The 23,278-nt window shown below is 71.1% G+C and carries 21 protein-coding genes; 4 read left to right on the forward strand and 17 right to left on the reverse strand.

The window, feature by feature from the left end; all coding sequences use genetic code 11:
* Positions 1 to 238: 238 nt before the first annotated feature.
* From whiA to O3X23_RS17635, 6 genes are all read right to left on the reverse strand, one after another.
* Positions 239 to 1,216 carry a DNA-binding protein WhiA gene (gene whiA / locus O3X23_RS17610; RefSeq protein WP_250975334.1) on the reverse strand — a complete coding sequence of 326 codons (978 nt, stop codon included), beginning with the start codon at positions 1,214 to 1,216 and terminating at the stop codon, positions 239 to 241.
* Positions 1,207 to 2,214 (reverse strand): gluconeogenesis factor YvcK family protein, encoded by a 1,008-nt coding sequence (locus O3X23_RS17615; RefSeq protein ID WP_443047870.1) that lies wholly within the window; start codon positions 2,212 to 2,214, stop codon positions 1,207 to 1,209. Before O3X23_RS17615 ends, whiA begins: the two co-directional genes overlap by 10 nt.
* On the reverse strand, positions 2,211 to 3,134 hold the full coding sequence (rapZ, locus tag O3X23_RS17620) for an RNase adapter RapZ (RefSeq protein WP_269272352.1): 924 nt from the start codon (positions 3,132 to 3,134) through the stop codon (positions 2,211 to 2,213). Before rapZ ends, O3X23_RS17615 begins: the two co-directional genes overlap by 4 nt.
* Before the next feature lie 45 nt (positions 3,135 to 3,179).
* On the reverse strand, positions 3,180 to 5,204 hold the full coding sequence (gene uvrC, locus O3X23_RS17625; protein ID WP_269272353.1) for an excinuclease ABC subunit UvrC: 2,025 nt from the start codon (positions 5,202 to 5,204) through the stop codon (positions 3,180 to 3,182).
* A gap of 74 nt (positions 5,205 to 5,278) precedes the next feature.
* Positions 5,279 to 6,079: a hypothetical protein gene (locus O3X23_RS17630; RefSeq protein WP_269272354.1), complete on the reverse strand. Its 801-nt coding sequence runs from the start codon at positions 6,077 to 6,079 to the stop codon at positions 5,279 to 5,281.
* A gap of 7 nt (positions 6,080 to 6,086) precedes the next feature.
* Positions 6,087 to 6,743, reverse strand: coding sequence for a papain-like cysteine protease family protein (locus O3X23_RS17635; protein WP_269272355.1), 657 nt, complete (start codon positions 6,741 to 6,743; stop codon positions 6,087 to 6,089).
* Between the two features lie 237 nt (positions 6,744 to 6,980).
* Between O3X23_RS17635 and O3X23_RS17640 the strand changes: the two genes are divergently transcribed.
* Positions 6,981 to 7,892 carry a hypothetical protein gene (locus O3X23_RS17640; protein WP_269272356.1) on the forward strand — a complete coding sequence of 304 codons (912 nt, stop codon included), beginning with the start codon at positions 6,981 to 6,983 and terminating at the stop codon, positions 7,890 to 7,892.
* Positions 7,893 to 7,947: 55 nt separating this feature from the next.
* Here the strand turns inward: O3X23_RS17640 and O3X23_RS17645 are convergent, their stop codons facing one another.
* Both O3X23_RS17645 and O3X23_RS17650 read right to left on the reverse strand, forming a co-directional pair.
* Positions 7,948 to 8,604 carry an MBL fold metallo-hydrolase gene (locus tag O3X23_RS17645; protein ID WP_269272357.1) on the reverse strand — a complete coding sequence of 219 codons (657 nt, stop codon included), beginning with the start codon at positions 8,602 to 8,604 and terminating at the stop codon, positions 7,948 to 7,950.
* A gap of 34 nt (positions 8,605 to 8,638) precedes the next feature.
* The gene (locus O3X23_RS17650; protein WP_269272358.1) at positions 8,639 to 9,370 is read right to left on the reverse strand and encodes a maleylpyruvate isomerase family mycothiol-dependent enzyme; all 732 of its coding nucleotides are present in this window, start codon (positions 9,368 to 9,370) and stop codon (positions 8,639 to 8,641) included.
* A gap of 211 nt (positions 9,371 to 9,581) precedes the next feature.
* Here O3X23_RS17650 and uvrA point away from each other — a divergent pair, with 211 nt between their 5' ends.
* Positions 9,582 to 12,608, forward strand: coding sequence for an excinuclease ABC subunit UvrA (uvrA, locus tag O3X23_RS17655; protein ID WP_269272359.1), 3,027 nt, complete (start codon positions 9,582 to 9,584; stop codon positions 12,606 to 12,608).
* Between the two features lie 89 nt (positions 12,609 to 12,697).
* Positions 12,698 to 13,117, forward strand: coding sequence for a Rieske (2Fe-2S) protein (locus O3X23_RS17660; RefSeq protein WP_269272360.1), 420 nt, complete (start codon positions 12,698 to 12,700; stop codon positions 13,115 to 13,117).
* A gap of 36 nt (positions 13,118 to 13,153) precedes the next feature.
* On the opposite strand, the gene O3X23_RS17665 is transcribed toward O3X23_RS17660, so the two are convergent.
* From O3X23_RS17665 to O3X23_RS17690, 6 genes are all read right to left on the reverse strand, one after another.
* Positions 13,154 to 14,134, reverse strand: a complete 981-nt coding sequence (locus O3X23_RS17665) for a TerC family protein (protein ID WP_269272361.1) — start codon at positions 14,132 to 14,134, stop codon at positions 13,154 to 13,156.
* 102 nt (positions 14,135 to 14,236) lie between these two features.
* The gene (locus tag O3X23_RS17670; protein WP_269272362.1) at positions 14,237 to 16,078 is read right to left on the reverse strand and encodes a TerD family protein; all 1,842 of its coding nucleotides are present in this window, start codon (positions 16,076 to 16,078) and stop codon (positions 14,237 to 14,239) included.
* Positions 16,079 to 16,205: 127 nt separating this feature from the next.
* On the reverse strand, positions 16,206 to 16,784 hold the full coding sequence (locus O3X23_RS17675; protein WP_138356309.1) for a TerD family protein: 579 nt from the start codon (positions 16,782 to 16,784) through the stop codon (positions 16,206 to 16,208).
* A 93-nt stretch (positions 16,785 to 16,877) separates the two neighbouring features.
* Positions 16,878 to 18,974, reverse strand: coding sequence for an excinuclease ABC subunit UvrB (gene uvrB / locus O3X23_RS17680; RefSeq protein ID WP_269272363.1), 2,097 nt, complete (start codon positions 18,972 to 18,974; stop codon positions 16,878 to 16,880).
* 39 nt (positions 18,975 to 19,013) lie between these two features.
* Positions 19,014 to 19,802, reverse strand: a complete 789-nt coding sequence (locus O3X23_RS17685) for an MHYT domain-containing protein (RefSeq protein ID WP_269272409.1) — start codon at positions 19,800 to 19,802, stop codon at positions 19,014 to 19,016.
* Between the two features lie 75 nt (positions 19,803 to 19,877).
* On the reverse strand, positions 19,878 to 20,834 hold the full coding sequence (locus O3X23_RS17690) for a hypothetical protein (RefSeq protein ID WP_269272364.1): 957 nt from the start codon (positions 20,832 to 20,834) through the stop codon (positions 19,878 to 19,880).
* A 188-nt stretch (positions 20,835 to 21,022) separates the two neighbouring features.
* Between O3X23_RS17690 and O3X23_RS17695 the strand changes: the two genes are divergently transcribed.
* Entirely contained in the window at positions 21,023 to 21,586 is a 564-nt protein-coding gene (locus O3X23_RS17695; protein ID WP_269272365.1) for a methylated-DNA--[protein]-cysteine S-methyltransferase, read from the forward strand.
* A gap of 36 nt (positions 21,587 to 21,622) precedes the next feature.
* Here the strand turns inward: O3X23_RS17695 and O3X23_RS17700 are convergent, their stop codons facing one another.
* The 3 genes from O3X23_RS17700 to coaE all read right to left on the reverse strand — a co-directional run bounded on the left by O3X23_RS17700 (position 21,623) and on the right by coaE (position 23,184).
* Positions 21,623 to 22,090, reverse strand: coding sequence for a cupin domain-containing protein (locus tag O3X23_RS17700; RefSeq protein ID WP_269272366.1), 468 nt, complete (start codon positions 22,088 to 22,090; stop codon positions 21,623 to 21,625).
* Positions 22,091 to 22,113: 23 nt separating this feature from the next.
* Positions 22,114 to 22,479 (reverse strand): tetratricopeptide repeat protein, encoded by a 366-nt coding sequence (locus O3X23_RS17705; protein WP_269272367.1) that lies wholly within the window; start codon positions 22,477 to 22,479, stop codon positions 22,114 to 22,116.
* Between the two features lie 105 nt (positions 22,480 to 22,584).
* Positions 22,585 to 23,184, reverse strand: coding sequence for a dephospho-CoA kinase (coaE, locus tag O3X23_RS17710; RefSeq protein WP_269272368.1), 600 nt, complete (start codon positions 23,182 to 23,184; stop codon positions 22,585 to 22,587).
* Positions 23,185 to 23,278: the final 94 nt, after the last annotated feature.

Raw genomic sequence — 23,278 nt, forward strand, 5'->3', positions numbered from 1 at the left:
ACCGATCTCCTCGCTGATGTGCCGGATTACACTCCGGCTGCGAAATATGGGATGTCCCCGACCACCCACGACCCTACCTCGCCCACGTGTTCCCAGTGACATCGACAGCCGCCGAGACGGCCCCAGACGGGCCCTGAGCGTCCGCTCAGGGCCCGTTTTCGCAGTTCAGACCACCTGTCACGGAGTGTCACCGAGAAGGCCCGAGGTGGCCGCTCCGGATGCTGAGACGGCCGGCGGGTCAGCCGACCATCTCCTCGGTGAGGTTCGCCTCGGTGCCGGGCATCCCCATGTCGGAGGCGCGCTTGTCGGCCATGGCCAGCAGCCGGCGGATACGGCCGGCGACCGCGTCCTTGGTCAGCGGCGGCTCGGCGAGCGAGCCCAGCTCCTCCAGCGACGCCTGCTTGTGCTCGATCCGCAGCCGGCCGGCCGCCGCGAGGTGCTCGGGCACCTCCTCGCCGAGGATCTCCAGGGCGCGCTGCACCCGGGCGCCGGCCGCGACGGCGGCCCGCGCGGAGCGGCGCAGGTTCGCGTCGTCGAAGTTCGCCAGCCGGTTCGCGGTGGCCCGGACCTCGCGCCGCATCCGGCGCTCCTCCCAGGCCAGGACGGAGTCGTGGGCGCCGAGCCGCGTCAGCAGCGCGCCGATCGCGTCGCCGTCCCGTACGACGACCCGGTCGACGTTGCGCACCTCGCGGGCCTTGGCCGGGATCTGCAGCCGGCGGGCCGCGCCGACCAGGGCCAGCGCCGCCTCGGGGCCGGGGCAGGTGACCTCCAGCGACGAGGAGCGGCCCGGCTCGGTGAGCGAGCCGTGGGCCAGGAAGGCGCCGCGCCAGGCAGCCTCCGCGTCACAGGTGGCACCGGAGACGACCTGCGGGGGCAGGCCCCGGATGGGGCGGCCGCGGCCGTCCACCAGACCGGTCTGCCGCGCCAGCTGGTCACCGCCGGCGACCACCCTGACCACGTACCGGCTGCCGCGGCGCAGCCCGCCGGGGGCCATCACCACCAGGTCGGAGGAGTGGCCGAAGATCTCCAGGATGTCCTTGCGCAGCCGCCGGGCCGCGATCCCCGTGTCCAGCTCCGCCTCGATCACGATGCGGCCGCTCACCAGGTGCAGACCGCCCGCGAACCGCAGGATCGACGAGACCTCCGCCTTCCGGCAGCAGGTCCGGGTGACGGGGAGCCGGGAAATCTCATCCTTCACCGCTGCCGTCATCGCCATGGGCCGATCCTTCCACGCATACGAAAAATCCGGTCATACGCGGTGGCCAACAGCTCCGGATCGTGTCGCGGCCCGTCAGGGGCCGCTATCCGCGCCAGCTCGACCGTGCCGCACAACCGTTCGGCAGCCTGGGCCAGGCTCTCGCGGTCGGGCACGGCGGCCTCGTCGGCCAACACCACGTCGATGGTGAGTTTAGGGGCGTGTCGGGCCAAAACCTCCAAGTGACGCTGCGGAGAAAAGCCGTCGGTCTCCCCCGGCTGGGGCGCGAGGTTCAGTGTGAGGACCTTGCGGGCGCGGGTGTTCACCAGTGCGTCGGCCAGTTCGGGGACCAGCAGATGGGGGATTACCGAGGAGAACCAGGAGCCCGGTCCGAGGACCACCCAGTCGGCGTCCAGGACCGCCTGGACGGCCTCGGGAACGGCCGGCGGATCGGCGGGCAGCAACCACACTTCCTGCACGTCACCGGGGGTGAGGGCGACCGTCGCCTGCCCCCGTACGGTGGTGGTCTCGTCGGGCGCGGCGGGGTCGTGCCCGCGGACGCTCGCATGGAGGTCCAGCGGTACCGCGGACATGGGCAGCACCCGGCCGTGCGCACCCAGCAGCCGGCCGACCCATTCGAGGGCCGCGACCTCGTCGTTGAGCTGCTCCCAGAGGGCGACAATCAGCAGATTGCCTACGGCGTGTCCGTGCAGATCACCCTTGCTGACGAAGCGGTGCTGGATCACCTTGGCCCACGTGCGCCCCCACTCGTCGTCCCCGCACAGGGCGGCCAGCGCCTTGCGCAGGTCGCCGGGGGGCAGGACGCCCATCTCCTCGCGCAGCCGGCCGCTGGACCCGCCGTCGTCGGCGACGGTGACGACGGCGGTCAGGTCGCCGGTGATCCGGCGCAGGGCGCTCAGCGACGCGGACAGGCCGTGACCGCCACCCAGGGCGACCACTTTCGGCGGTACTCCGGAGCGACGGCTCGTGCGACGCAGGCGCCGTGCCGTCCGGATCACTCGCGCCCCATGTCCCGGTGGACGATGACGGTCTCCACCCCGTCCGAGGAGAGCCGCGCGGCGAGCCGCTCGGACATCGCGACGCTGCGGTGCTTGCCGCCGGTGCAGCCGACGGCGATGGTCACGTACCGCTTGCCCTCACGGCGGTAGCCGGCGGCGATGATGTGCAGCAGCTCCGCGTACCGGTCGAGGAACTCCTTGGCGCCGGGCTGGTTGAAGACGTACTGCGAGACCTCGTCGTTCAGACCGGTGAACGGGCGCAGCTCCGGCACCCAGTGCGGGTTGGGGATGAACCGGCAGTCGACCACGAGGTCGGCGTCGACCGGGAGCCCGTACTTGAAGCCGAAGGACATCACCGTCGCCCGCAGCTCGGGCTCCTCGTCGCCCGCGAACTGGGCGTCCATCTTGGCGCGCAGCTCGTGCACGTTCAGGCTGGAGGTGTCGATCACCAGGTCTGCCTCGCCGCGCAGCTCGCGCAGCAGGTCGCGCTCCTTCGCAATGCCGTCCACGATCCGGCCGTCGCCCTGCAGCGGGTGCGGGCGGCGGACGGACTCGAAGCGGCGCACCAGGAGGTCGTCGGAGGCTTCGAGGAACACCACGCGGCGCTTGACGCCCTTGGTGTCGAGGTCCGCGAACGACTCCCGCAGATTGTCGAAGAAGCGGCGCCCTCGGACGTCCACGACGACCGCGATCCGCGCCACGTTGCCCTGCGAGCGCGCGCCGAGGTCCACCATGGTGGGGATCAGGGCGGGCGGCAGGTTGTCCACGACGAACCAGCCGAGGTCCTCGAGACACTTGGCCGCGGTGCTGCGGCCGGCTCCGGACATGCCGGAGATGATCACCAGTTCGGGGATGGCCTCGGCGGCCTCCCCCGTTCCACCGGTCGTCACAGCTGCTCCGTCTCCGTCGTTCTCTGTCATCGCTGTCTCCCCCGTTCCACTGAGGCGGCCCCCGGGTGCGGCCGTCTACTCATCCTCAATGATCTCTCCCGTGGTGGTGTTCACCGCGGGAACGGCGGGCGCGGCTCCCTGCAGGGCCGCGGCGACGGTCTCGGCCGTGCGGCGGCCGATGCCCGGCACCTCGCAGATCTGCTCCACCGTGGCGGCCCGCAGCCGCTTGACGGAGCCGAAGTGCTTGAGCAGCGCCTGTCGGCGTGTCTCGCCGAGGCCCGGGACCGCGTCCAGGGCGCCCGCCTTCATCGATTTCGATCGTTTGGTGCGCTGGTACGAGATCGCGAAACGGTGGGCCTCGTCCCGGATCCGCTGCAACAGGTACAGGCCCTCGCTCGTGCGGGGCAGGATCACCGGATCGTCGTCGTCCGGCAGCCAGACCTCTTCCAGCCGCTTGGCGAGGCCGCAGACGGCCACGTCCTCGATGCCCAGCTCCCGCAGGGCCCGCTGGGCGGCCGCGACCTGCGGCTGCCCGCCGTCGACGACGACGAGCTGCGGCGGGTACGCGAACTTGCGCGGCCGGCCGGTCTCCGGATCGATGGGGCCGCCCGCGGCTTCCGGGGCCGCTTCGGCCGTCGCCGCACCGCCTTCGGCGGCGACCTCGCCGCCGGCCGCGCTCGCGTCCCACTCCCCCGTCCTCTGCTTCTCCGCCAGATAGCGGCGGAAGCGCCGGGAGATCACCTCGTGCATGGACCGGACGTCGTCCTGGCCCTCGAAGGACTTGATCTGGAAGCGGCGGTACTCGCTCTTGCGGGCGAGGCCGTCCTCGAAGACCACCATCGAGGCGACCACGTCGTCCCCCTGGAGGTGCGAGATGTCGAAGCACTCGATGCGCAGCGGAGCCGTCTCCAGCTCCAGCGCCACGGAGATCTCCTCCAGCGCCCGGGAGCGGGTGGTCAGGTCCGAGGCGCGCTTGGTCTTGTGCAGCGCGAGCGCCTGCTGCGCGTTGCGCTGCACGGTGACCATCAGGTCCTTCTTGTCGCCGCGCTGCGGGATCCGGAGGCTGACCTGCGAACCGCGCCGCTCGCCGAGCCACTGGGTGAGCGCCTCGGCGGTCTGCGGCATCGCCGGGACCAGGACCTCCTTGGGGACGCCCTCGCCCTTCTCCTCGCCGTAGAGCTGCTGCAGGGCGTGCTCGACGAGACCGGCGGTGTCGACCGCCTCGACCTTGTCCGTGACCCAGCCGCGCTGCCCCCGCACCCGCCCGGCGCGGACGTGGAAGATCTGGACGGCCGCCTCCAGCTCGTCCTCGGCGACCGCGATCAGGTCGGCGTCGGTGGCGTCGGTGAACACCACCGCGTTCTTCTCCAGGGCGCGCTTGAGCGCTTCTATGTCGTCACGCAGCCGGGCGGCCTTCTCATACTCCATCTCCGAGGCGGCCTCGCGCATCTGCTGCTCCAGCCGGCGCAGGTACGTGCCGGTGCGCCCCGCCATGAAGTCGCAGAACTCCTCGGCCAGTTCGCGGTGCTCGTCGGGGGTCACCCGGCCGACGCAGGGGGCGGCGCACTTGCCGATGTAGCCGAGCAGGCAGGGCCGGCCGATCTGCGCGGACCGCTTGAACACCCCCGCGGAGCAGGTCCGCACGGGGAAGACCCGCAGCATCAGGTCGACGGTCTCGCGGATCGCCCAGGCGTGGGCGTACGGCCCGAAGTACCGCACGCCCTTCTTCTTGGGCCCGCGCATGACCTGCACCCGGGGGAACTCCTCACCCATGGTGACGGCCAGCGACGGGTAGCTCTTGTCGTCCCGGTACTTGACGTTGAACCGGGGGTCGAACTCCTTGATCCAGGAGTACTCCAGCTGCAGCGCCTCGACCTCGGTGCCGACCACGGTCCACTCGACGGACGCGGCGGTCGTCACCATGGTGCGGGTGCGCTGGTGCAGGTTGGCGATGTCCTGGAAGTACGAGGAGAGCCGCGGGCGCAGGCTCTTCGCCTTGCCGACGTAGATCACCCGGCCGTGCTCGTCCCGGAACTTGTAGACCCCCGGCGAGTCGGGGATCTGACCCGGCTTCGGTCTGTAACTGGAGGGGTCTGCCATGCCACCACCCTACTGGCGGGCAGTGACATTCCCGGTCCCGGCACGGGTCACGCGCGGGGACCGGGAATGACGGTTCAGCTACGCCGCGCGGTGCGGCGGCGTACGCCGAAGGCGAGGGCGGTGATCAGTGCGAGACCGGCGCCGACCGCGCCGAGCGGGGCGCCCTTCCCGAGGGAGCCGCCGGGAGCCTGCGCGGCCTCCGGGGCGGCCGCGGTGTCGTAGCCGCCGCCCAGGCCGGCCCGGTCGTACGCCGAGCCCGGCAGCTTGTCGCCGTACCGGCGGTGGACCGACTGCTGGTAGCCGGCCAGCGTGGCGCCGCCCGCGCCCACGGCCTTGACCGCGTCCGGGTCGAGCGGCAGGACCCGGCCGTCGCGCACCACGTACCAGGCGTCGATCTGCGGCTCGCGGAAGACCGTCGAACCGGCCCGCGCAGCGCCCTTGGCGACGTAGTCGGTCTCGTCGCTGCCGGTGGCGATGTTGACCACCTTCCAGCCGGCGCCGCTGCGCACCGTCCACACGGAGGCGGTGTGCCCGTCCGCGGAGACGGCCTTGGTGGCGGCGAAGTCCGGGAGCGCGACGGCCGCGCCGCGGTCACCGGCGACGACGGCGGGGTTGAGGGTGTTGACGGTGACGGTCGCGCCTTCGAGACGCGGTGCGGCGGCCTTCAGGGCGGTGCCGCCGTCACGGGCGAAGAAGCGGGAGAGCGTGTCGAGGGTGGCGGGCGCCGCGGCGGCCTCGCGGGCCGCCGCGGGAGCCGCGGAGGTGGCTGGTGCATCGTCGGCGTGGGCCGCGGGGACCGCGCCCAGGGTGAGCGCGCCGGACGCCAGGACGGCGGCGGTGCCTGCCGCGAGCTTGTGTGCCGTGCTCGTCTTCATCGGCGCCTCACGCTCCGATCCGGTAGAGCGAGTGGGTCCAGGAGAACGAGCTGTTGTTGACGTAGTAGGAGTAGTCCGCCCAGTTGTAGCGGTTGTTGGAGGGCCACGGGTCGCCCCAGTAGACGAAGTTGGTGGCGGTGTCGTATCCGTACAGCACGTGCATGTGCCCGCCGCCGGAGCTCCACGCGATGCGGGTCTCCACCGGCCGGTTGGCACTGATCTCGCTCTGCACGGTGGTGTAGCGCAGGTAGCCGCTGACGTAGCTGCCGGAGTTGATGCCGGCCCAGTCCAGCGCGTTCTGGACGTTGTCCAGCGACGCCTGCCAGTTGCCGCAGGTCGAGCCCTGGGTCCGGTTGAACGCCGCGTTGCAGAACTGGTTCTGCGAGTAGGAGCGGCCGAACCAGGTGGCGATGGTGTTGCCGCTCGCCGCCCAGCACCAGTTGGTGTTCTGCTGCGCCTGCATGGTGATGTTCAGCGTCTTCGCGCCGGCCAGGCCGCTGGCCGCGCCCGGTGCGTCGGTGATCGCCACGGTGGACGCGGAGCCGGCCGCGGCACCGGCCGTGGGGGTGCCGGTGAGGCCGAGGCCGAGGGTCGCCGCGAGTGCCAGAACGACCGCCGCGAGGCGCCCGCGACCGCGGGACCGTATGCGGAGGGGATGGAGCATGGCGTTCCTCCCTGTCGGGAAGTGGGGGGTGGAGGAGCGCGTCCGGACGCTGGATCAGAGCATCGGGGTGTTGTCGGGAACCGGTCAACGGGCTTGAATGTGCGGGCGAGCCAGGTGTGAACGCCCGCTGTACAGGTGTGAACGCACGGCGCGGATCAGCAGGTCAGCAGCGTGTCGCGAGACGTACCGGCCACCACGTGGGTGAACGTTCACAGACCGCGCGGCCGGAGGAGCGCGATGTCCCAGAGAACCGCATTGTCCGACGCGCTGCGCACCGGGCCCTTCCACCACGCGCTGCGGACGGCCGTCGCGGCCCGCGGGCTGGCCCTGGACCGGGTGCGGCACCGGCTCGCGCAGCGCGGCGTGCGGGTCTCCGTCGCCAGCCTCAGCTACTGGCAGAGCGGCATCCGCAGGCCCGAGCGGGCCGAATCGCTGCGCGCCGTCCGGGCGTTGGAGGACGTGCTGGATCTTCCCGCGCACTCCCTGAGCCGGCTGCTCGGACCGCGCACGGCGATCGACCGGCCGCCGGCCCGCTCGTACCAGTACCTGATGGAGCCCGCCGCGGCCCTGGCGGGCCTGCTCGCGGAGCTCGGCTCCCCGCCGGACGGCGGGCTGCACACCGTCGTGCACTACGAGCGGGTGCGGATCGGGGAGGCGCGGGAGCTGCTCGCGCACGACTCGCAGCATGTGGTCCGCGCACACCGCGACGGTGTGGACCGCTATGTGGCCATCCACCACGGCGACCCCGGGTGCGACGTCGAGCGGGTGCGGGTGCGGGCCGCCGACAACTGCCGGGTCGGACGGGTCCGGCGCGACCAGGCCTCCGGCGTGGTCGTCGCCGAGCTGCTCTTCGACGGCCGGCTGGGCGGCGGCGACACCGCCCTGCTCGGCTACGGTTTCGACGACGGCAGCGGCCCGCCGAGCGGCGAGTACGTCCGCGGCTTCCCCTTCGGGGGCGGCCAGTACGTCCTGCAGGCCGCCTTCGCCCCGGCCGCGCTGCCGGTCCGCTGCCGCCGGTTCGAGCAGCCGACGCAGGGCGCACCCCAGCAGGCGGTGGCCGAACTGGTGCTCAACGGCCGGGGCACCGCCCACTTCGTCGAGGAGACGGTACGGCCGGGGCTGCTGGGCATCGCCTGGGACTGGTCCTGACGGCCTCCGGCGGCCCGGGGCGGGGCCGTCCCTCGCCGGACGGCCCCCGGGTGGGTCACCAGCCGCGCTCGCGCCACTCGGCGAGGTGCGGGCGCTCGGCGCCCAGCGATGTGTCGTCGCCGTGGCCCGGGTAGACCCAGGTCTCGTCGGGAAGCGCGTCGAAGAGCTTGGCGGTCACGTCGTCCAGCAGCTGGTTGAAGGCCTTCGGGTCGTCGTGGGTGTTGCCGACACCGCCCGGGAAGAGGCAGTCGCCCGTCCACAGGTGCGGGTGGCCGTGCGGGTCGTCGTAGACGAGGGCGATGCTGCCCGGCGTGTGGCCGACCAGGTGCCGGGCGGTCAGCTCGACCCGCCCGACCCGGACGGTGTCGCCGTCCTCGACCAGCACGTCGGTGGGTACCGGGATGCCCTCCGCGTCATAGCGCCCGGCGTAGGTGCGCGCGCCGGTGGCGCCCTGGACCTCGCCGAGGGCGCCCCAGTGGTCGCCGTGCTGGTGGGTGGTGACGACGGAGGCGATGCCGTCGTCACCGATCAGGCCGAGCAGCGTCGGGGGCTCGGCGGCCGCGTCGATCAGCAGCTGCTCGCCGGTGGCCCGGCAGCGCAGCAGGTACGCGTTGTTGTTCATCGGTCCGACCGCGACCTTGGTGATGATGAGGTCGGTGAGTTCGTGCACGTCCGGCGCGCCGCCGACCTTCACTTCTCCGTTATAGGACATGCCGCCCAGGTTAGGGCCTGTCCTCGCGGAGGTGTCAGATGAGCGGCGGGAGGGCGGGCAGCGCGTGGTCCGGTTCGGTGGCCAGTCCTTCGCCCGTGCCTCGGCCGCTGACCCAGGCCAGCAGCGCGTTGCCGGTGCCGCTGACGGTGAGCTCCGGCTCGGTGGCCGCGCCCAGGTCCCAGGAGGCCCCGCTGCCGGTGTCGCGCACCCGGACGGCGGCGACACCCTCGTGGCCGGAGAGGCTGTCGAGCAGGACGTCGAGCTGCCGCCCGGTGAATTCGGCCGGAAGGTCGTCGAAGCCGCAGCCGATACCGAGATCCACATGGTGGAAGTTGACCTCGGCCAGCCGCCGCCACGGGACCTCGGCGGCGGCGATCACCTTGCCGGACCGCATCCGGACCTGGGCGGCCCATGCCTGCGGGGAGATCTCCCCCGCGGCCAGCGCGAAGCGCTCGGCGGAGCTCCGCAGATCGTCCAGGTGCTCGGCGAGCGGGCGGCCCGCGCCGTCGGCGATGTCCTTGTCGCGGACCTCGCTGCTGAGGTACATCGGGGTCTCCACGCCGGTGCGCGCCCAGGTGAGGAGGTTGACGAGCGAGTCGGCGTTGCGGGCGAGGTGGGCCAGGACATGGCCGCGGGTCCAGCCGGGCAGCAGCGAGGGCTCGGCGACGGCGGCGGCGGGGAGCGCCGCGACCGCCTCGATCAGCCGTTCGGTGGCCGCGGATACGGCGGCCGCATCGCGGGCGGGGTCGGGTCGTTGGACGGACACAGGGCCTCCTGATCGACAACGCTGATCGACAAGTGCACGAACGACGCTAACCCGATCACTCGGTCGGGTGAACATGGCACACGCGCTCCGTAAATCGAATGCGCGTGCTATAGGCTCGGTGTGTCACAACAGGAAGAAATGTTGGCGGCATCCTGTTTAGGCTGACTGGGGGTGCCGACTCTGTCCTTTTCTATGAAAGGTGCGCACTGGCGTGGCCGATCGACTCACAGTCCGTGGCGCTCGCGAGCACAACCTCAAGAACGTCTCGCTCGACCTTCCCCGGGACGCGCTCATCGTGTTCACCGGGCTCTCCGGTTCGGGCAAGTCGTCCCTCGCGTTCGACACGATCTTCGCCGAGGGGCAGCGCCGGTACGTCGAGTCGCTCTCCTCCTACGCCCGGCAGTTCCTGGGCCAGATGGACAAACCCGACGTCGACTTCATCGAGGGCCTCTCCCCGGCCGTCTCGATCGACCAGAAGTCCACGTCGCGCAACCCGCGCTCCACCGTCGGCACCATCACCGAGGTCTACGACTACCTCCGGCTGCTCTTCGCCCGGATCGGCAAGCCGCACTGCCCCGAGTGCCGCCGCCCGATCTCGCGCCAGTCGCCGCAGGCCATCGTCGACCGGGTCCTGGAACTGGAGGAGGGCAGCCGCTTCCAGGTGCTCTCCCCGCTGGTGCGCGAACGCAAGGGCGAGTTCGTCGATCTCTTCGCCGACCTGCAGACCAAGGGGTACAGCCGGGCCCGGGTGGACGGCGTGACCATCCAGCTGACCGAGCCGCCGGTGCTCAAGAAGCAGGAGAAGCACACCATCGAGGTGGTCATCGACCGCCTCACCGTCAAGGAGAGCGCCAAGCGGCGGCTGACGGACTCCGTCGAGACGGCCCTCGGGCTGGCCGGCGGCATGGTGATCCTGGACTTCATCGACCTGCCCGAGGACGACCCGCAGCGCGAGCGGATGTTCTCCGAGCACCTGTACTGCCCCTATGACGACCTGTCCTTCGAAGAGCTGGAGCCGCGCTCCTTCTCCTTCAACTCGCCCTTCGGCGCCTGCCCGCAGTGCAGCGGCATCGGCACCCGCATGGAGGTCGACCCGGAGCTGATCGTTCCGGACGAGGAGAAGTCGCTGGAGGATGGCGCGGTCGCACCGTGGTCCGGCGGGATGTCCAAGGGGTACTTCCAGCGGCTCGTCGAGGCACTCGGCGAGGAGCTCGGGTTCCGTACCGACATCCCCTGGGCCGGTCTGCCGGTCCGCGCCAAGAAGGCGCTGCTGTACGGGCACAAGACGCAGATCAAGGTGGCGTACAAGAACCGGTACGGCCGCGAGCGCGCCTACACGACCAACTTCGAAGGCGCGATCCCCTTCGTGAAGCGGCGGCACCAGGAGTCCGAGACGGACTCCAGCCGCGAACGCTTCGAGGGCTTCATGCGCGAGGTGCCGTGCCCGACCTGTGAGGGCACCCGGCTCAAGCCGATCGTGCTGGCGGTCACCGTGCAGGGCAAGTCCATCGCCGAAGTGGCGGCGATGTCGATCAGCGACTGCGCGGACTTCCTGTCCGTGATGAAGCTGGACGCCCGGGACAAGAAGATCGCCGAGCGGGTCCTGAAGGAGGTCAACGAGCGGCTGAAGTTCCTCGTCGACGTCGGCCTGGACTACCTCTCGCTGAACCGCGCCTCGGGCAGCCTGTCCGGCGGCGAGGCCCAGCGCATCCGCCTCGCCACCCAGATCGGCTCCGGTCTGGTCGGCGTGTTGTACGTGCTGGACGAGCCGTCGATCGGCCTGCACCAGCGGGACAACCACCGGCTCATCGAGACCCTGGTGCGGCTGCGGGACCTCGGCAACACCCTGATCGTGGTGGAGCACGACGAGGACACCATCAAGATCGCCGACTGGATCGTCGACATCGGCCCGGGCGCAGGTGAGCACGGCGGCAAGGTCGTGCACTCGGGCTCGCTCAAGGATCTGTTGAAGAACGAGGAGTCGCTGACCGGCCAGTACCTGTCCGGCAAGCGCGTCATCCCGATGCCGGACGTCCGCCGCCCGGTCGACCGCGACCGGCAGCTGACCGTGCACGGCGCCCGCGAGCACAACCTCCAGGACATCGACGTGTCCTTCCCGCTCGGGGTGCTCACCGCCATCACCGGCGTCTCGGGGTCCGGCAAGTCGACGCTGGTCAACGACATCCTCTACACCCACCTGGCCCGCGAGCTGAACGGGGCGCGCAGCGTCCCGGGCCGCCACACCCGGGTGGACGGCGACGACCTGGTGGACAAGGTCGTGCACGTGGACCAGTCGCCGATCGGCCGCACCCCGCGTTCCAACCCGGCCACGTACACCGGTGTCTTCGACCACGTCCGCCGGCTCTTCGCCGAGACGATGGAGGCGAAGGTGCGCGGCTACCTGCCGGGCCGCTTCTCCTTCAACGTCAAGGGCGGCCGCTGCGAGAACTGCTCGGGCGACGGCACGATCAAGATCGAGATGAACTTCCTGCCGGACGTCTACGTCCCGTGCGAGGTCTGCCACGGCGCCCGCTACAACCGCGAGACGCTGGAGGTGCACTTCAAGGGCAAGTCCATCTCCGAGGTGCTCGACATGCCGATCGAGGAGGCGCTGGACTTCTTCGAGGCCGTCCCGACGATCTCCCGCCACCTGCGCACCCTGAACGAGGTGGGGCTGGGCTACGTCCGGCTCGGACAGTCGGCGCCGACCCTCTCCGGCGGCGAGGCGCAGCGCGTCAAGCTCGCCAGCGAGCTGCAGAAGCGCTCCACCGGCCGGACGGTCTACGTCCTGGACGAGCCGACCACCGGTCTGCACTTCGAGGACATCAGCAAGCTCATCAAGGTGCTGTCGGGCCTGGTCGACAAGGGCAACACGGTCATCGTCATCGAGCACAACCTCGATGTCATCAAGACCGCAGACTGGGTCATCGACATGGGCCCCGAAGGTGGCAACGGCGGCGGTCTGGTGGTCGCCGAGGGCACGCCTGAGGACATCGCGGCCACGACGGCCAGCCACACGGGCAAGTTCCTGCGGGACATCCTCGGGGACCGGGTGAGCGACGCCGCGCCGCCGAGGAAGAAGCCTGCGGCCAAGAAGGCGACCGCGAAGAAGACCGTGGCGACGAAGGCCGTGGCGACGAAGTCGGCCGCGAAGAAGACCGTGGCCGCCACCGCGGCACCCGCCAAGAAGGCGGCCCCGCGCAAGAAGGCCACGGGCAGGACCGCGAGCAAGGGCTGACAGAGGCAGGCACAGGAAGGGGACGTAGGGTGCTGGTCGCAAGATCAGTCCCCGCGTCCCCTTCCGCGTTCTGAGCCTGGAGCAGCCCCATGACCGAACCGCACGCCGCCTGCCGCCGTACCGTCCTGCGCAGCGCGGCTTTCGCCGGAGTCGCCGGCCTGGGTCTCACGGCCTGCGGCGGATCCGGCAAGGACGACGCGGCGGCCACCGAGCCCGTCACGCTCGGGCCGGCCACCGACGTCGCCGTCGGCGGCGCCAGGCTCTACCGCGACGGCAAGGTCGTGGTCTCCCAGCCCACCCAGGGCGCCTACAAGGCGTTCAGTGCCGTGTGCACCCACGCCGGCTGCGTGGTGGACAAGGTCGAGGACGGGATCATCTCCTGCCCCTGCCACGGCAGCACCTTCAACGCGACGACCGGCGCGGTCGTCCAGGGCCCGGCGACCGAACCGCTGCCCGCGGTCGTGGTACGCGTCGAGGGCGGCAAGCTGATCAAGAGCCCGAAGGCCTGACACCCGCCATGGGTGTCAGGCCTCGGCAACCGCGCGTCACGCGTCGATGCTGTCCTTCTCCGCCGTTTCGGCCGCCGCCTGCTTCTTGGAGGCGATCAGGCTGGTGACGGTGGTGACCGCGAGCACGGCCACGATGACACCCAGCGAGACGGGGATGGAGATCTCCGGGACGTGCACCCCGGACTCGTGCATCGCGTGCAGGACCAGCTTCACGCCGATGAAGCCGAGGATGACCGACAGCCCGTAGGAGAGGTGGACCAGCTTCTTGAGCAGTCCGCCGATCAGGAAGTAGAGCTGGCGCAGACCCATCAGCGCGAAGGCGTTGGCCGTGAAGACGATGTACGGGTCCTGGGTGAGGCCGAAGATCGCCGGGATGGAGTCGAGCGCGAACAGGACGTCCGTGGTGCCGATCGCCAGCATGACGACGAGCATCGGCGTCATCAGGCGCTTGCCGTTCTCGACGATGAACAGCTTCGTGCCGTGGTACTTGTCGGTGGACGGAACGCGCCTCTCGACGAGCTTGAGGAGCTTGTTCTCCTCGAACTCCTCGTCCTCCGGGTCGGCCAGCGCCTCCTTGATGAGCTTCCACGCGGTCCAGATCAGGAACGCGCCGAAGATGTAGAAGACCCAGGAGAAGTTGGCGATGATCGCGGCGCCGCCGGCGATGAAGACCGCGCGCAGCACCAGGGCGATCAGGACGCCGACGAGCAGCACCCGCTGCTGGTACTTCGTCGGCACCGCGAACTTCGACATGATCAGGACGAAGACGAAGAGGTTGTCGACGCTCAGCGACTTCTCGGTGATGAACCCCGCGAAGAACTCACCGGCGGGCTGACCGCCCGCGAAGAGCGCCAGACCGAGCCCGAAGAGGGCGGCCAGGACGATCCAGACGACCGTCCAGATTGCCGCTTCCTTGATGGTGACGTCGTGCGGCTTGCGTCCGATGAGGAAGTCGACGGCGATCAGGGCACACAGACCCGCGATGGTCAGGGCCCACATGTTCAAGGAAACATCCACTGCGCCTCCGGTAGTTCACTACGAACAGTGAACGGTACCGGAATGCCCAAGGGATGGCAAAGACAGGGTCAAAATCGCAGGTCAAAGGCCTTTGCCAAACGGTCAGCGACCAAAGGCCTGCCGAGCTGCCGCGACCTGACGGAGGACCTGGGGCACCACCTGACTACCCGGAGGTACGAGCAGCGGCTCATACGTCCAGGCGTGGCCGACCCAGGGGTCCGCCAGGTGGTCCTCGGGGGTGGAGGTGAGCCGCATCAGGGACCGCCACAGCGGGTCGAGGACCGGGCCGTACGCCCGTGCGTCGTCCCGGTCGGCCACCATCAGCAGGTGCACACCGACCGAGGGCCCCTCGTCGGCGAGGTAGCGCAACTGGTTGACGGTGCGGTCGTCGAAGCCGTACGGGAAGTCATTGACGATCAGCAGTTGCTCGGCGGTGTCCAGGTCCACCGGCAGCGAGTCGGGGGCGCCGGCCCGCATGGCCATCTGCACCAGGTCCACCCGCTCGGTCATCCTGCCGATCAGCGCGGCCACCCCGGCCGCGCCGGCGGCGGGCGGCACGCGCAGCGTCCCCGACGAGGTCAGCGGAGTGAGCGCGGTGGCGCCGGTGCCGGCCGGGTCGATCACGTGCACCGAGAAGTCGCCGACCGGGTACGAGGCGAGCAGCCGGGCCGCGATGGTGACCGCGATCTCCATGGCCACGCGCCGGTCCTGGGAGCTGTCGATCCACAGACCGCGCTCCAGCGGCAGCCTGACCAGCAGCGGGATCCGCAGTTCCGGGGTCTCGGGCAGATGCAGGTTGCCGAGCCTGACGGCCATCGGCACTTCCATGGGCACCGTGTAGCCGTGCCAGACCGGGCTCTCCCAGCCGGCGTACGGCGGCGGCAGCGCCGGTTCGACGACCTCTGACTCGGCGCGCAGTTGCGCCAGGTCCCGGTCGAGCACGGCACGGGCCTGGTCCGTCAGGTCGGCCTGTTTGGCGCGCGCCTGGTCCCGGGCGGCGTCGGCGGCCGGTCCAACGCGGGTGCGCGGGTCGGCCAGCAGCCGGTCCAGTTCCTGGTCCAGCCGGGACTCGGCGAAGTCGACCGAGCTGCGGTAGGAGGCGGTGGTGCGGGCCAGGTCCTCGAACATGCCCCAGACCTGGTTGTAGAGGCGCTCCTCCATCGTCCAGCCGCTGGCGTCGCCGGCGACGGGCTGGGGGGCGCCTGCCGGGGGCGCGGAGTCGGCCGGGTGGCCGGCCGGAGTGTCGGATGCCCGCCGGGCCTGCGGGGGCGGGGCGGTGTGCCGCCGGGGGTGCTGGTAGCTGATCGGGCCGTCGGCGGGCGGGGACGGGGCGCCCGCGGGCTGCTGCGGCCGGGGCGGCGGGGTGACCGAGCGGGCCAGCCCCGTCGCCACCGCGTCATGGATGGCGGCGGCGAGCCCGGCCGCCTCCGGGAGGCCCTGGTCGAGCAGCATCGCGGACAGACCGCCCGCGTACCCCTGGCCGACCGCGCGGACCTTCCACGCGCCCTGCCTGCGGTAGAGCTCGACGGCGACGACCGCGGTCTCCGGGCCGAGCCCGGTGATGGTGAATCCCGCGACCTCGGCCCCGTCCGGCGTGGTGACCGCGACATGCGGAGCGGCCACCACGCCGAAGGAGGCCGGAACACCGGCCGCGGGGGGAAGCGCGAGCAGCACATGGACCCGGTGGACGTCCTCGGAGAGGGCGCCCAGGTCCACCGCGAGCCGGTGGGAGGCGGCGGCCTGCTGGGACACCTCGAGGCCGGGCAGGTGCGGCGATCCGGGGTGGGCGATCGACTCGGTGCCGCTCACACGCCCCTGCTCGTCACCCAGGGTGGCCACGGCCACCACCGGCGTGCCCGCCGTCACCCGGATCTCCAGACGGCCGGCGCCCTCGGGCCCGGCCGGGAGTGGATGATTCTGTCCCCGGACCAGCTCGGCAGCCATGCCGCCACCCCCCATTGGTGTTGTACGCGCCGTGCTTGTGACGCGCGTGGTGCTGTTGTGCGTGTGGTGCTGTCGTGCGTGTGGTACTGGTCGTTCTCGTACTGCCGTGGTGCTGTGGTGCCGTGTGTCAGAGCGCCGGAAGGATCGACGGCATCAGGTCCTGGAACGTACGGCCCGCGGCCGGTGTCCCGATGGCGGTCATCGACCAGCCGCTGCCCGCGCGCTGCACCTTCGCCATGATCTGCGCGGTGTACTGTCCGCCGCCGGTCAGGGTGTAGCGGGCCAGCTCCTGGCCGTTGGTCTCGTCGACGAGGCGGCAGAACGCGTTCTGCACCTCGGCGAAGGTCTGCCCGGTGAACGAGTTCACCGTGAAGACGATCTGGTCGATGTGGACCGGCACCCGCTGCAGGTCGACCAGGATCGACTCGTCGTCGCCACCCTGGCCGGCGCCGCCGACCACGTTGTCGCCGGTGTGCCGGACGGAACCGTCGTCGCTGACCAGGTGCCGGAAGAACACCACGTCCACCGGCTGCTTGTCGGCGAAGAGCACCGCCGACGCGTCAAGGTCGATCTCCCGGGTGCGGCTGCCGAACAGCCCACGGCGGGGCGCGGCCTGCCAGCCGAGCCCCATCCGAACGGCCGTCAGCGTCCCCCCGTCGGACTTGGTAAGGCTGATCTGCTGGCCCTTGGTCATGTTGACCGTCACGCGCTGTCCCCTCTCACCCGTCACCGGACTGTGTGCGGTTGTCCCGCACCCTAACAAGACGCTGGGACAGCGCACCCCGGTTCGCTTCGAGGGCTACGCGATACCGGCCTCGCGCATCTGGCGCAGCTCCTTCTTCAAGTCCCCCAACTCGTCGCGGAGCCGGCCCGCGATCTCGAACTTCAGCTCGGCCGCCGCGGCGTGCATCTGCGCGGTGAGCTCGGCGATCAGGTCCGCCAACTCCTCGGCCGGCAGGCTCTTGGACACCCGCTTGCCGCCCGCCTTGGAGGACAGTCCCGGTACCGGGGCCTTGCCCCGCGAGCGCTGCCTGCCGGAGCCCAGCAGCTCCTCGGTGTCCGCGTCCTCGCGCGCGAACGAGTCGAGGATGCCCGCGATCTTCTTGCGGAGCGGCTGCGGGTCGATGCCGTGCTCGGTGTTGTAGGCGACCTGCTTCGCACGGCGCCGGCTGGTCTCGTCGATGGCCTGAGCCATCGCGGGGGTGATCGTGTCGGCGTACATGTGGACCTCGCCGGACACGTTGCGCGCCGCACGGCCGATGGTCTGGATCAGGGAGGTGCCCGAGCGCAGGAAGCCCTGCTTGTCCGCGTCCAGGATCGCGACCAGCGACACCTCGGGAAGGTCCAGGCCCTCGCGGAGCAGGTTGATGCCGACCAGCACGTCGTACTCGCCGGCCCGCAGCTCGCTCAGCAGCTCCATCCGGCGCAGCGTGTCGATGTCACTGTGCAGGTACCGCACCTGGATGCCCAGTTCCAGCATGTAGTCGGTGAGGTCCTCCGACATCTTCTTCGTGAGGGTGGTGACCAGCACCCTCTCGTTCCGCTCGGTGCGCAGCCGGATCTCGTGCACCAGGTCGTCGATCTGCCCTTCGGTGGGCTTGACGATGACCTGCGGGTCGACCAGTCCGGTCGGGCGGATGATCTGCTCGACCGCACCGTCGCCGCGCGACAGCTCGTACTTGCCGGGGGTCGCCGACAGGTAGACGGTCTGGCCGATGCGCTCCAGGAACTCCTCCCACTTCAGCGGGCGGTTGTCCATCGCCGACGGCAGCCGGAAGCCGTGGTCGACCAGGGTGCGCTTGCGGGAGGCATCACCCTCGTACATGGCGCCGATCTGCGGCACGGTGACGTGCGACTCGTCGATGACCAGGAGGAAGTCCTCCGGGAAGTAGTCGATGAGGGTGTTCGGGGCGGTGCCCGCCTCACGGCCGTCCATGTGCCGCGAGTAGTTCTCGATCCCGGAGCAGCTGCCGATCTGGCGCATCATCTCGATGTCGTACGTGGTCCGCATGCGCAGCCGCTGGGCCTCCAGCAGCTTGCCCTGCTTCTCCATCGTCGCGAGGGTCGTCTCCAGCTCCTTCTCGATCCCCGCGACGGCGCGCTCCATGCGCTCCGGCCCCGCCACGTAGTGGGTCGCCGGGAAGACGTACATCTCCCGGTCGTCGCTGATGACCTCGCCGGTGAGCGGGTGGAGGGTGGACATCGCCTCGATCTCGTCACCGAACATCTCGATGCGGACGGCGAGCTCCTCGTAGACCGGGAAGATCTCGATGGTGTCGCCCCGCACGCGGAAGGTGCCCCGCTGGAACGCCAGGTCGTTGCGGGTGTACTGGATGTCCACGAACTTGCGCAGCAGCGCGTCGCGCTCGATCGTGTCACCGACCCGGAGCCGCACCATGCGGTCGACGTACTCCTGCGGGGTGCCGAGGCCGTAGATGCAGGAGACCGACGCGACGACGATGACGTCGCGACGGGTCAGCAGCGAGTTGGTGGTGGAGTGGCGGAGCCGCTCGACCTCCTCGTTGATCGAGGAGTCCTTCTCGATGTAGGTGTCCGTCTGGGGGACGTACGCCTCCGGCTGGTAGTAGTCGTAGTACGACACGAAGTACTCGACGGCGTTGTTCGGGAGCAGCTCGCGGAACTCGTTCGCCAGCTGCGCCGCGAGGGTCTTGTTGGGCGCCATGACGAGCGTCGGGCGCTGGAGCCGTTCGATCATCCACGCCGTGGTCGCCGACTTTCCGGTGCCGGTCGCGCCGAGCAGGACGACATCCTTCTCACCTGCGCGAATGCGCCGCTCCAGCTCCTCGATGGCGGCCGGCTGGTCACCATTGGGCTGGAAGGGGCTGACGACCTCGAAGGGCGCCACAGTACGTTCGATGTCTGATACGGGCCGCATGGAACCACCGTACGGCCCCCCACTGACAATCCGCGGTGATCATCGCGGGCGACGGCCGTGGGAGGGTGCGCGGACCGGCTCGTAGCGGGGCTGCTGGACGACGCCGGGCGGGTCCAGCGCCACCACGACCCCGGCCAGGAAGAGGAACACCACCGGGCCGATCAGGACCGGCGCCAGGATCGCGGCGGGCGAGGCGCCGCCCAGGCCGCCGGCGATCCCCGAGTCGTGCAGGTGCACCCTGAGCGCGGCCATGCCCGTGTAGTGCATGCCGGTGACCGCGACGCCCATGATCAGGCTGGCTCCGAGACTCGCGACGAACCCCTTGACGGAGACCGCGGCCCACAGCGCCGCGGTGGCCGCCGCCACCGCGATGCCGATCGACAGGTAGACCGTCGACGAGTTGTAGGCGAGGTCCGCGTCCAGCTTCATACCGGCCATGCCGAGGTAGTGCATGGCGGCCACCCCGACGCCGGTGATCACGCCGGCGGCGAGCAGGACCGGTGCGCCGCGGCCGAAGAACCCGACCAGGAAGACGCCGGCGCCGACCACCGCGATGGCCACCGCGAGGCTCGCGAAGGTGATCGACTTGTCGTAGTTGATCTCCACCTGGTCGACGGTGAACCCCATCATGGCGATGAAGTGCATCGTCCAGATGCCGGAGCCGATCGAGATGGCCCCCAGGGCGAGCCAGCCGGCCCGCCGCGACCGCTCCATCACGATCGCCCGGACCGTGCAGCGCAGCCCGAGAGCCGCGCCCAGGCAGGCCATGGTGTAGGCCACCACGGGGGTGATCCAGCCGTACGTGAATCCGTCGACCGTTCCGTACATGCCGTCCACGGCGGGCCCCCTACGACGCATCGAGTGGCACACGATAGGGGGAACGGGAGAACATCTGACCGAGTTTCAGATTCCCTTTACCGTCCCGTGATCCGGATGCACGGTGACTCGGTCGAGCGGGCCGTGCGGCCCCGAGGACAGCGCCGCCCGCAATGCCGCCACGACCTGCGCGGGCCTCGTCGTCAACGCCTCCGCCGGCACCCGGACCACCCGCAGGCCACAGCTGTGCAACGGCCCGCCACCGGTCGGAGACCCGATCTCCAGGACCACCCCTTCGCGGGCCCAGTAGGCGTCCGGTTTCGCCAGGAAGGCTCCGTCCAGGCGGAGTTCGGGCCGCCACAGCGGCCGCCGCGGCCCCGCGAGCGCGGCCAGCGAGCGCAACTGGCCGCCGATCGGGCAGCGCACCCGCCCGGGGACCGACAGCTCCCGCAGCGTCTCGTCGATCCCGGACCGGCGGGCCGGCGGCACGGTGCGCAGCTCGCCCGCCAGTTCGGCCGGGTCGACCCCCCGGTCCCACACCAGTTCACGGAGGACGGCCCGCACCCAGTCCGGGTCGCACGACGCCCGCACACCGTCCCCCGCGGCACGCACCAGGGGCGCGACGGGCAGCTCGTCCACCACCTCGCAGCCGGGCAGGGCGCGCGCGTGGTGGACCCGCACCCAGGTGTGCGTCCTGAGCGCGCGCCCGGCCGGCACCAGGACGTCGACCACCCGCACCTCCGCGGGCACCAGAACCTCCCGCATCCCGTGCAGGGCCAGTCCGGCGATCCCCGTCAGCTGCGCCTGGGCCGCCGGGTAGCCGGCGTAGGCCAGAGCGGCGCGGCAGCGCTGCCAGGCGGACAGCGCACCGCGCCGCAGCACCACCACGCGCGGCAGCACCCGCTGCCACGGGCCGCCCGGCCCGCAGCGCTTGCGCAGCGCGAGCTCCGACACCCCGATGCCCGACAGCTGGCCGACCGTCACCACCTGCCGCTGGTCGCGGGCGAGGATGCGCAGTGCCTGGGTGTAGTCGTTTCGCGTCATGCCGGTCCCCTCCCCTCCGGAACCGGACAACTACCCGCTGTGACAAGGCTGTCGAAGAGCGGCACCCGCCCGGGTGACCGATACGGGCGGGGCTGACGGGCGCGGCTGACGCACGGGGCCGACGGTCCGGCCGCCGGGGGTCCGGCCGACCGCCGCGGCCTGTCAGTGGCCCGGCATACGCTGACGGTATGACGAACACCGAGCAGCACGACGTGGCGGACGGGCCCGCCACGGTGGTCTGGACGCGGATGGACAGCCCGATCGGCCCGCTGCTGCTCGCCGCGACCACCGTGGGGCTGGTCAGTGTCGTCTTCCGGGCCGACGACGAGGTGACGGAGGCCTTCCTGGAGCGGCTGGGCCGTCGGCTGGGCGCGGTCCCGGTCGAGGACTCCGGGCGGCTCGCCCCCGCCGTCGCCCAGCTCCGGGCGTACTTCGCCGGGGAGCTGCGCGACTTCACCCTCGATCTGGACTGGTCGCTGACCGCCGGCTTCAACCGCCGCGTCCAGCGCGAGCTCGCCACCGGCGTGCCGTACGGCTCGGTCGTCGGCTACCAGGATCTCGCCGACCGGGTCGGCGAGCCCGGCGCCGCCCGTGCCGTCGGCACCGCCATGGGCGCCAATCCCCTGCCGATCGTCGTCCCGTGCCACCGCGTCGTGGAGAGCAACGGCGGCATCGGCGGCTTCGGCGGCGGCCTGGAGATGAAGCGCACGCTGCTGGCACTGGAAGGCGTGCTCCCGGCGCCCCTGTTCTGACGGGGCGGGACGGGAGCTACGGCGTCACCCCGGCTGTCAGGGGCAGCCCGGGTCGGCGGCGTCGACCGACAGCGGGGCGCCTTCCGGCACCAGGTACGTGACGTACAGGACGACCGGCACCGTGCCGAGATTGCGCCCGGTGTGCACCTTGCGGGCCCCGTCCGGCTCGATGAACGACTGGCCGGCGCTGCTGCGCTCCACCGAGCAGTCCGCCAGCGTCCTGGTCAGCGTGCCGGCCTGGACGACGGCGATCAGCGGCCCCTGGTGGTAGTGCCAGCCGGTCTCACCACCCGGCGCGATGGTGATCGTGCGCACCACGACGTCGGTGCGCCCCTTCGTCCTGATCTTCAGGCCCTCGGCGGAGGTGCCCTTGGCCAGCACCGTCGCCGTCACCCCGCTGCCCGGCGTCGCCACGGCCGCCGACGGCAGCAGCCCCAGCGCCGCCACACATCCCGCCACCGCCGCCGCTCCGCGGATCCGGCTCAGCCGCCTGCTGCTGTCCATGTACGGGGTCCCTCCGGAACGGTTCAGGGAGCGTCGAAGCGGGCCGCCTCGACGTAGTCGGGTCGCGGATCGAGGGCGGCGGCCAGCCGGAAGTGCCGCAGCGCCTCATCCGGACGGTTGGCGCGCTGCAGCGTCCGGGCGAGCGCGAAGTGCGCGAAGGCGTTGTCGGGCTCGCGCTCCAGCACTATCTGGAACTCGAGCTCGGCCGGACGCAGTTGGGCGGCGGCGAAGAAGGACCGGGCCCGCAGCAGGCGCGCGGCGGTGTTCTCCGGGTGGGCGGCGATGACCGAGTCCAGCAACTTCACCGCTCCGCCCGGGTCGCGGGCTGCCAGCAACTGCTCCGCGGCACGGAAATCGATGACGTGGGTCTCGGGGGTCTGCTCGGCCACGGCCGCCTCCCTTCCATCGTTCGGGTGACGACTGATCGTCGGCACAGACATACCCAACGCGGTCCCCCGCAATCGCATTCCGGGCGGTCCCGCGCCGGCCGGGCGCTACTGCCCGGCGCGGTCGCGCAACTGCTGCCAGACCCGCTTGACCTGGGGTTCGAGGGCGTCCAGGGGGCCGTCGTTGTCCAGCACGACGTCGGCGACGGCGAGCCGTTGCCCGCGGGTGGCCTGGACCGCCATCCGGGAGCGTGCCTCGGTCTCGTCCATGCCGCGCAGCCGCACCAGGCGGTCGATTTGGGTGTCGGTGGACGCGTCCACCACCACGACCAGGTCGTAGAGTTTCGCGAGCCCGTTCTCGGCGAGCAGCGGCACGTCATGGACCACGATGTCGTCCGGGCCCGCGGCGCCCTCCAGTTCGGCCGACCTGCGGCCCACCAGCGGATGCACGATCGCGTTCAGGGCCCGCAGCCCGGCGGGGTCGGCGAAGACGATCGAGCCCAGCTTGGGGCGGTCGAGCGCGCCGTCGGAAGTCAGCACCTCCGCCCCGAACTCGGCCACCACGGCGGCCAGCCCCGGCGACCCGGGTTCCACGACCTCCCGGGCGATCTTGTCCGCGTCCACGACGACCGCTCCGTACGACGCGAGCAGCCGTGACACTTCGCTCTTGCCGGCGCCGATTCCACCGGTCAGGCCCACCTTCAGCATGGCGTCAGCCTAGGCCCTGTCGTCGAACCGGCGCCTGCCCGGCGGGCGGACGCCGCCTGTTCGCAGACAGGTCCCAGGCCTTGTCCGCACGCGC

This window comes from Streptomyces sp. H39-S7 (assembly GCF_027158205.1).
Taxonomy (GTDB): domain Bacteria; phylum Actinomycetota; class Actinomycetes; order Streptomycetales; family Streptomycetaceae; genus Actinacidiphila.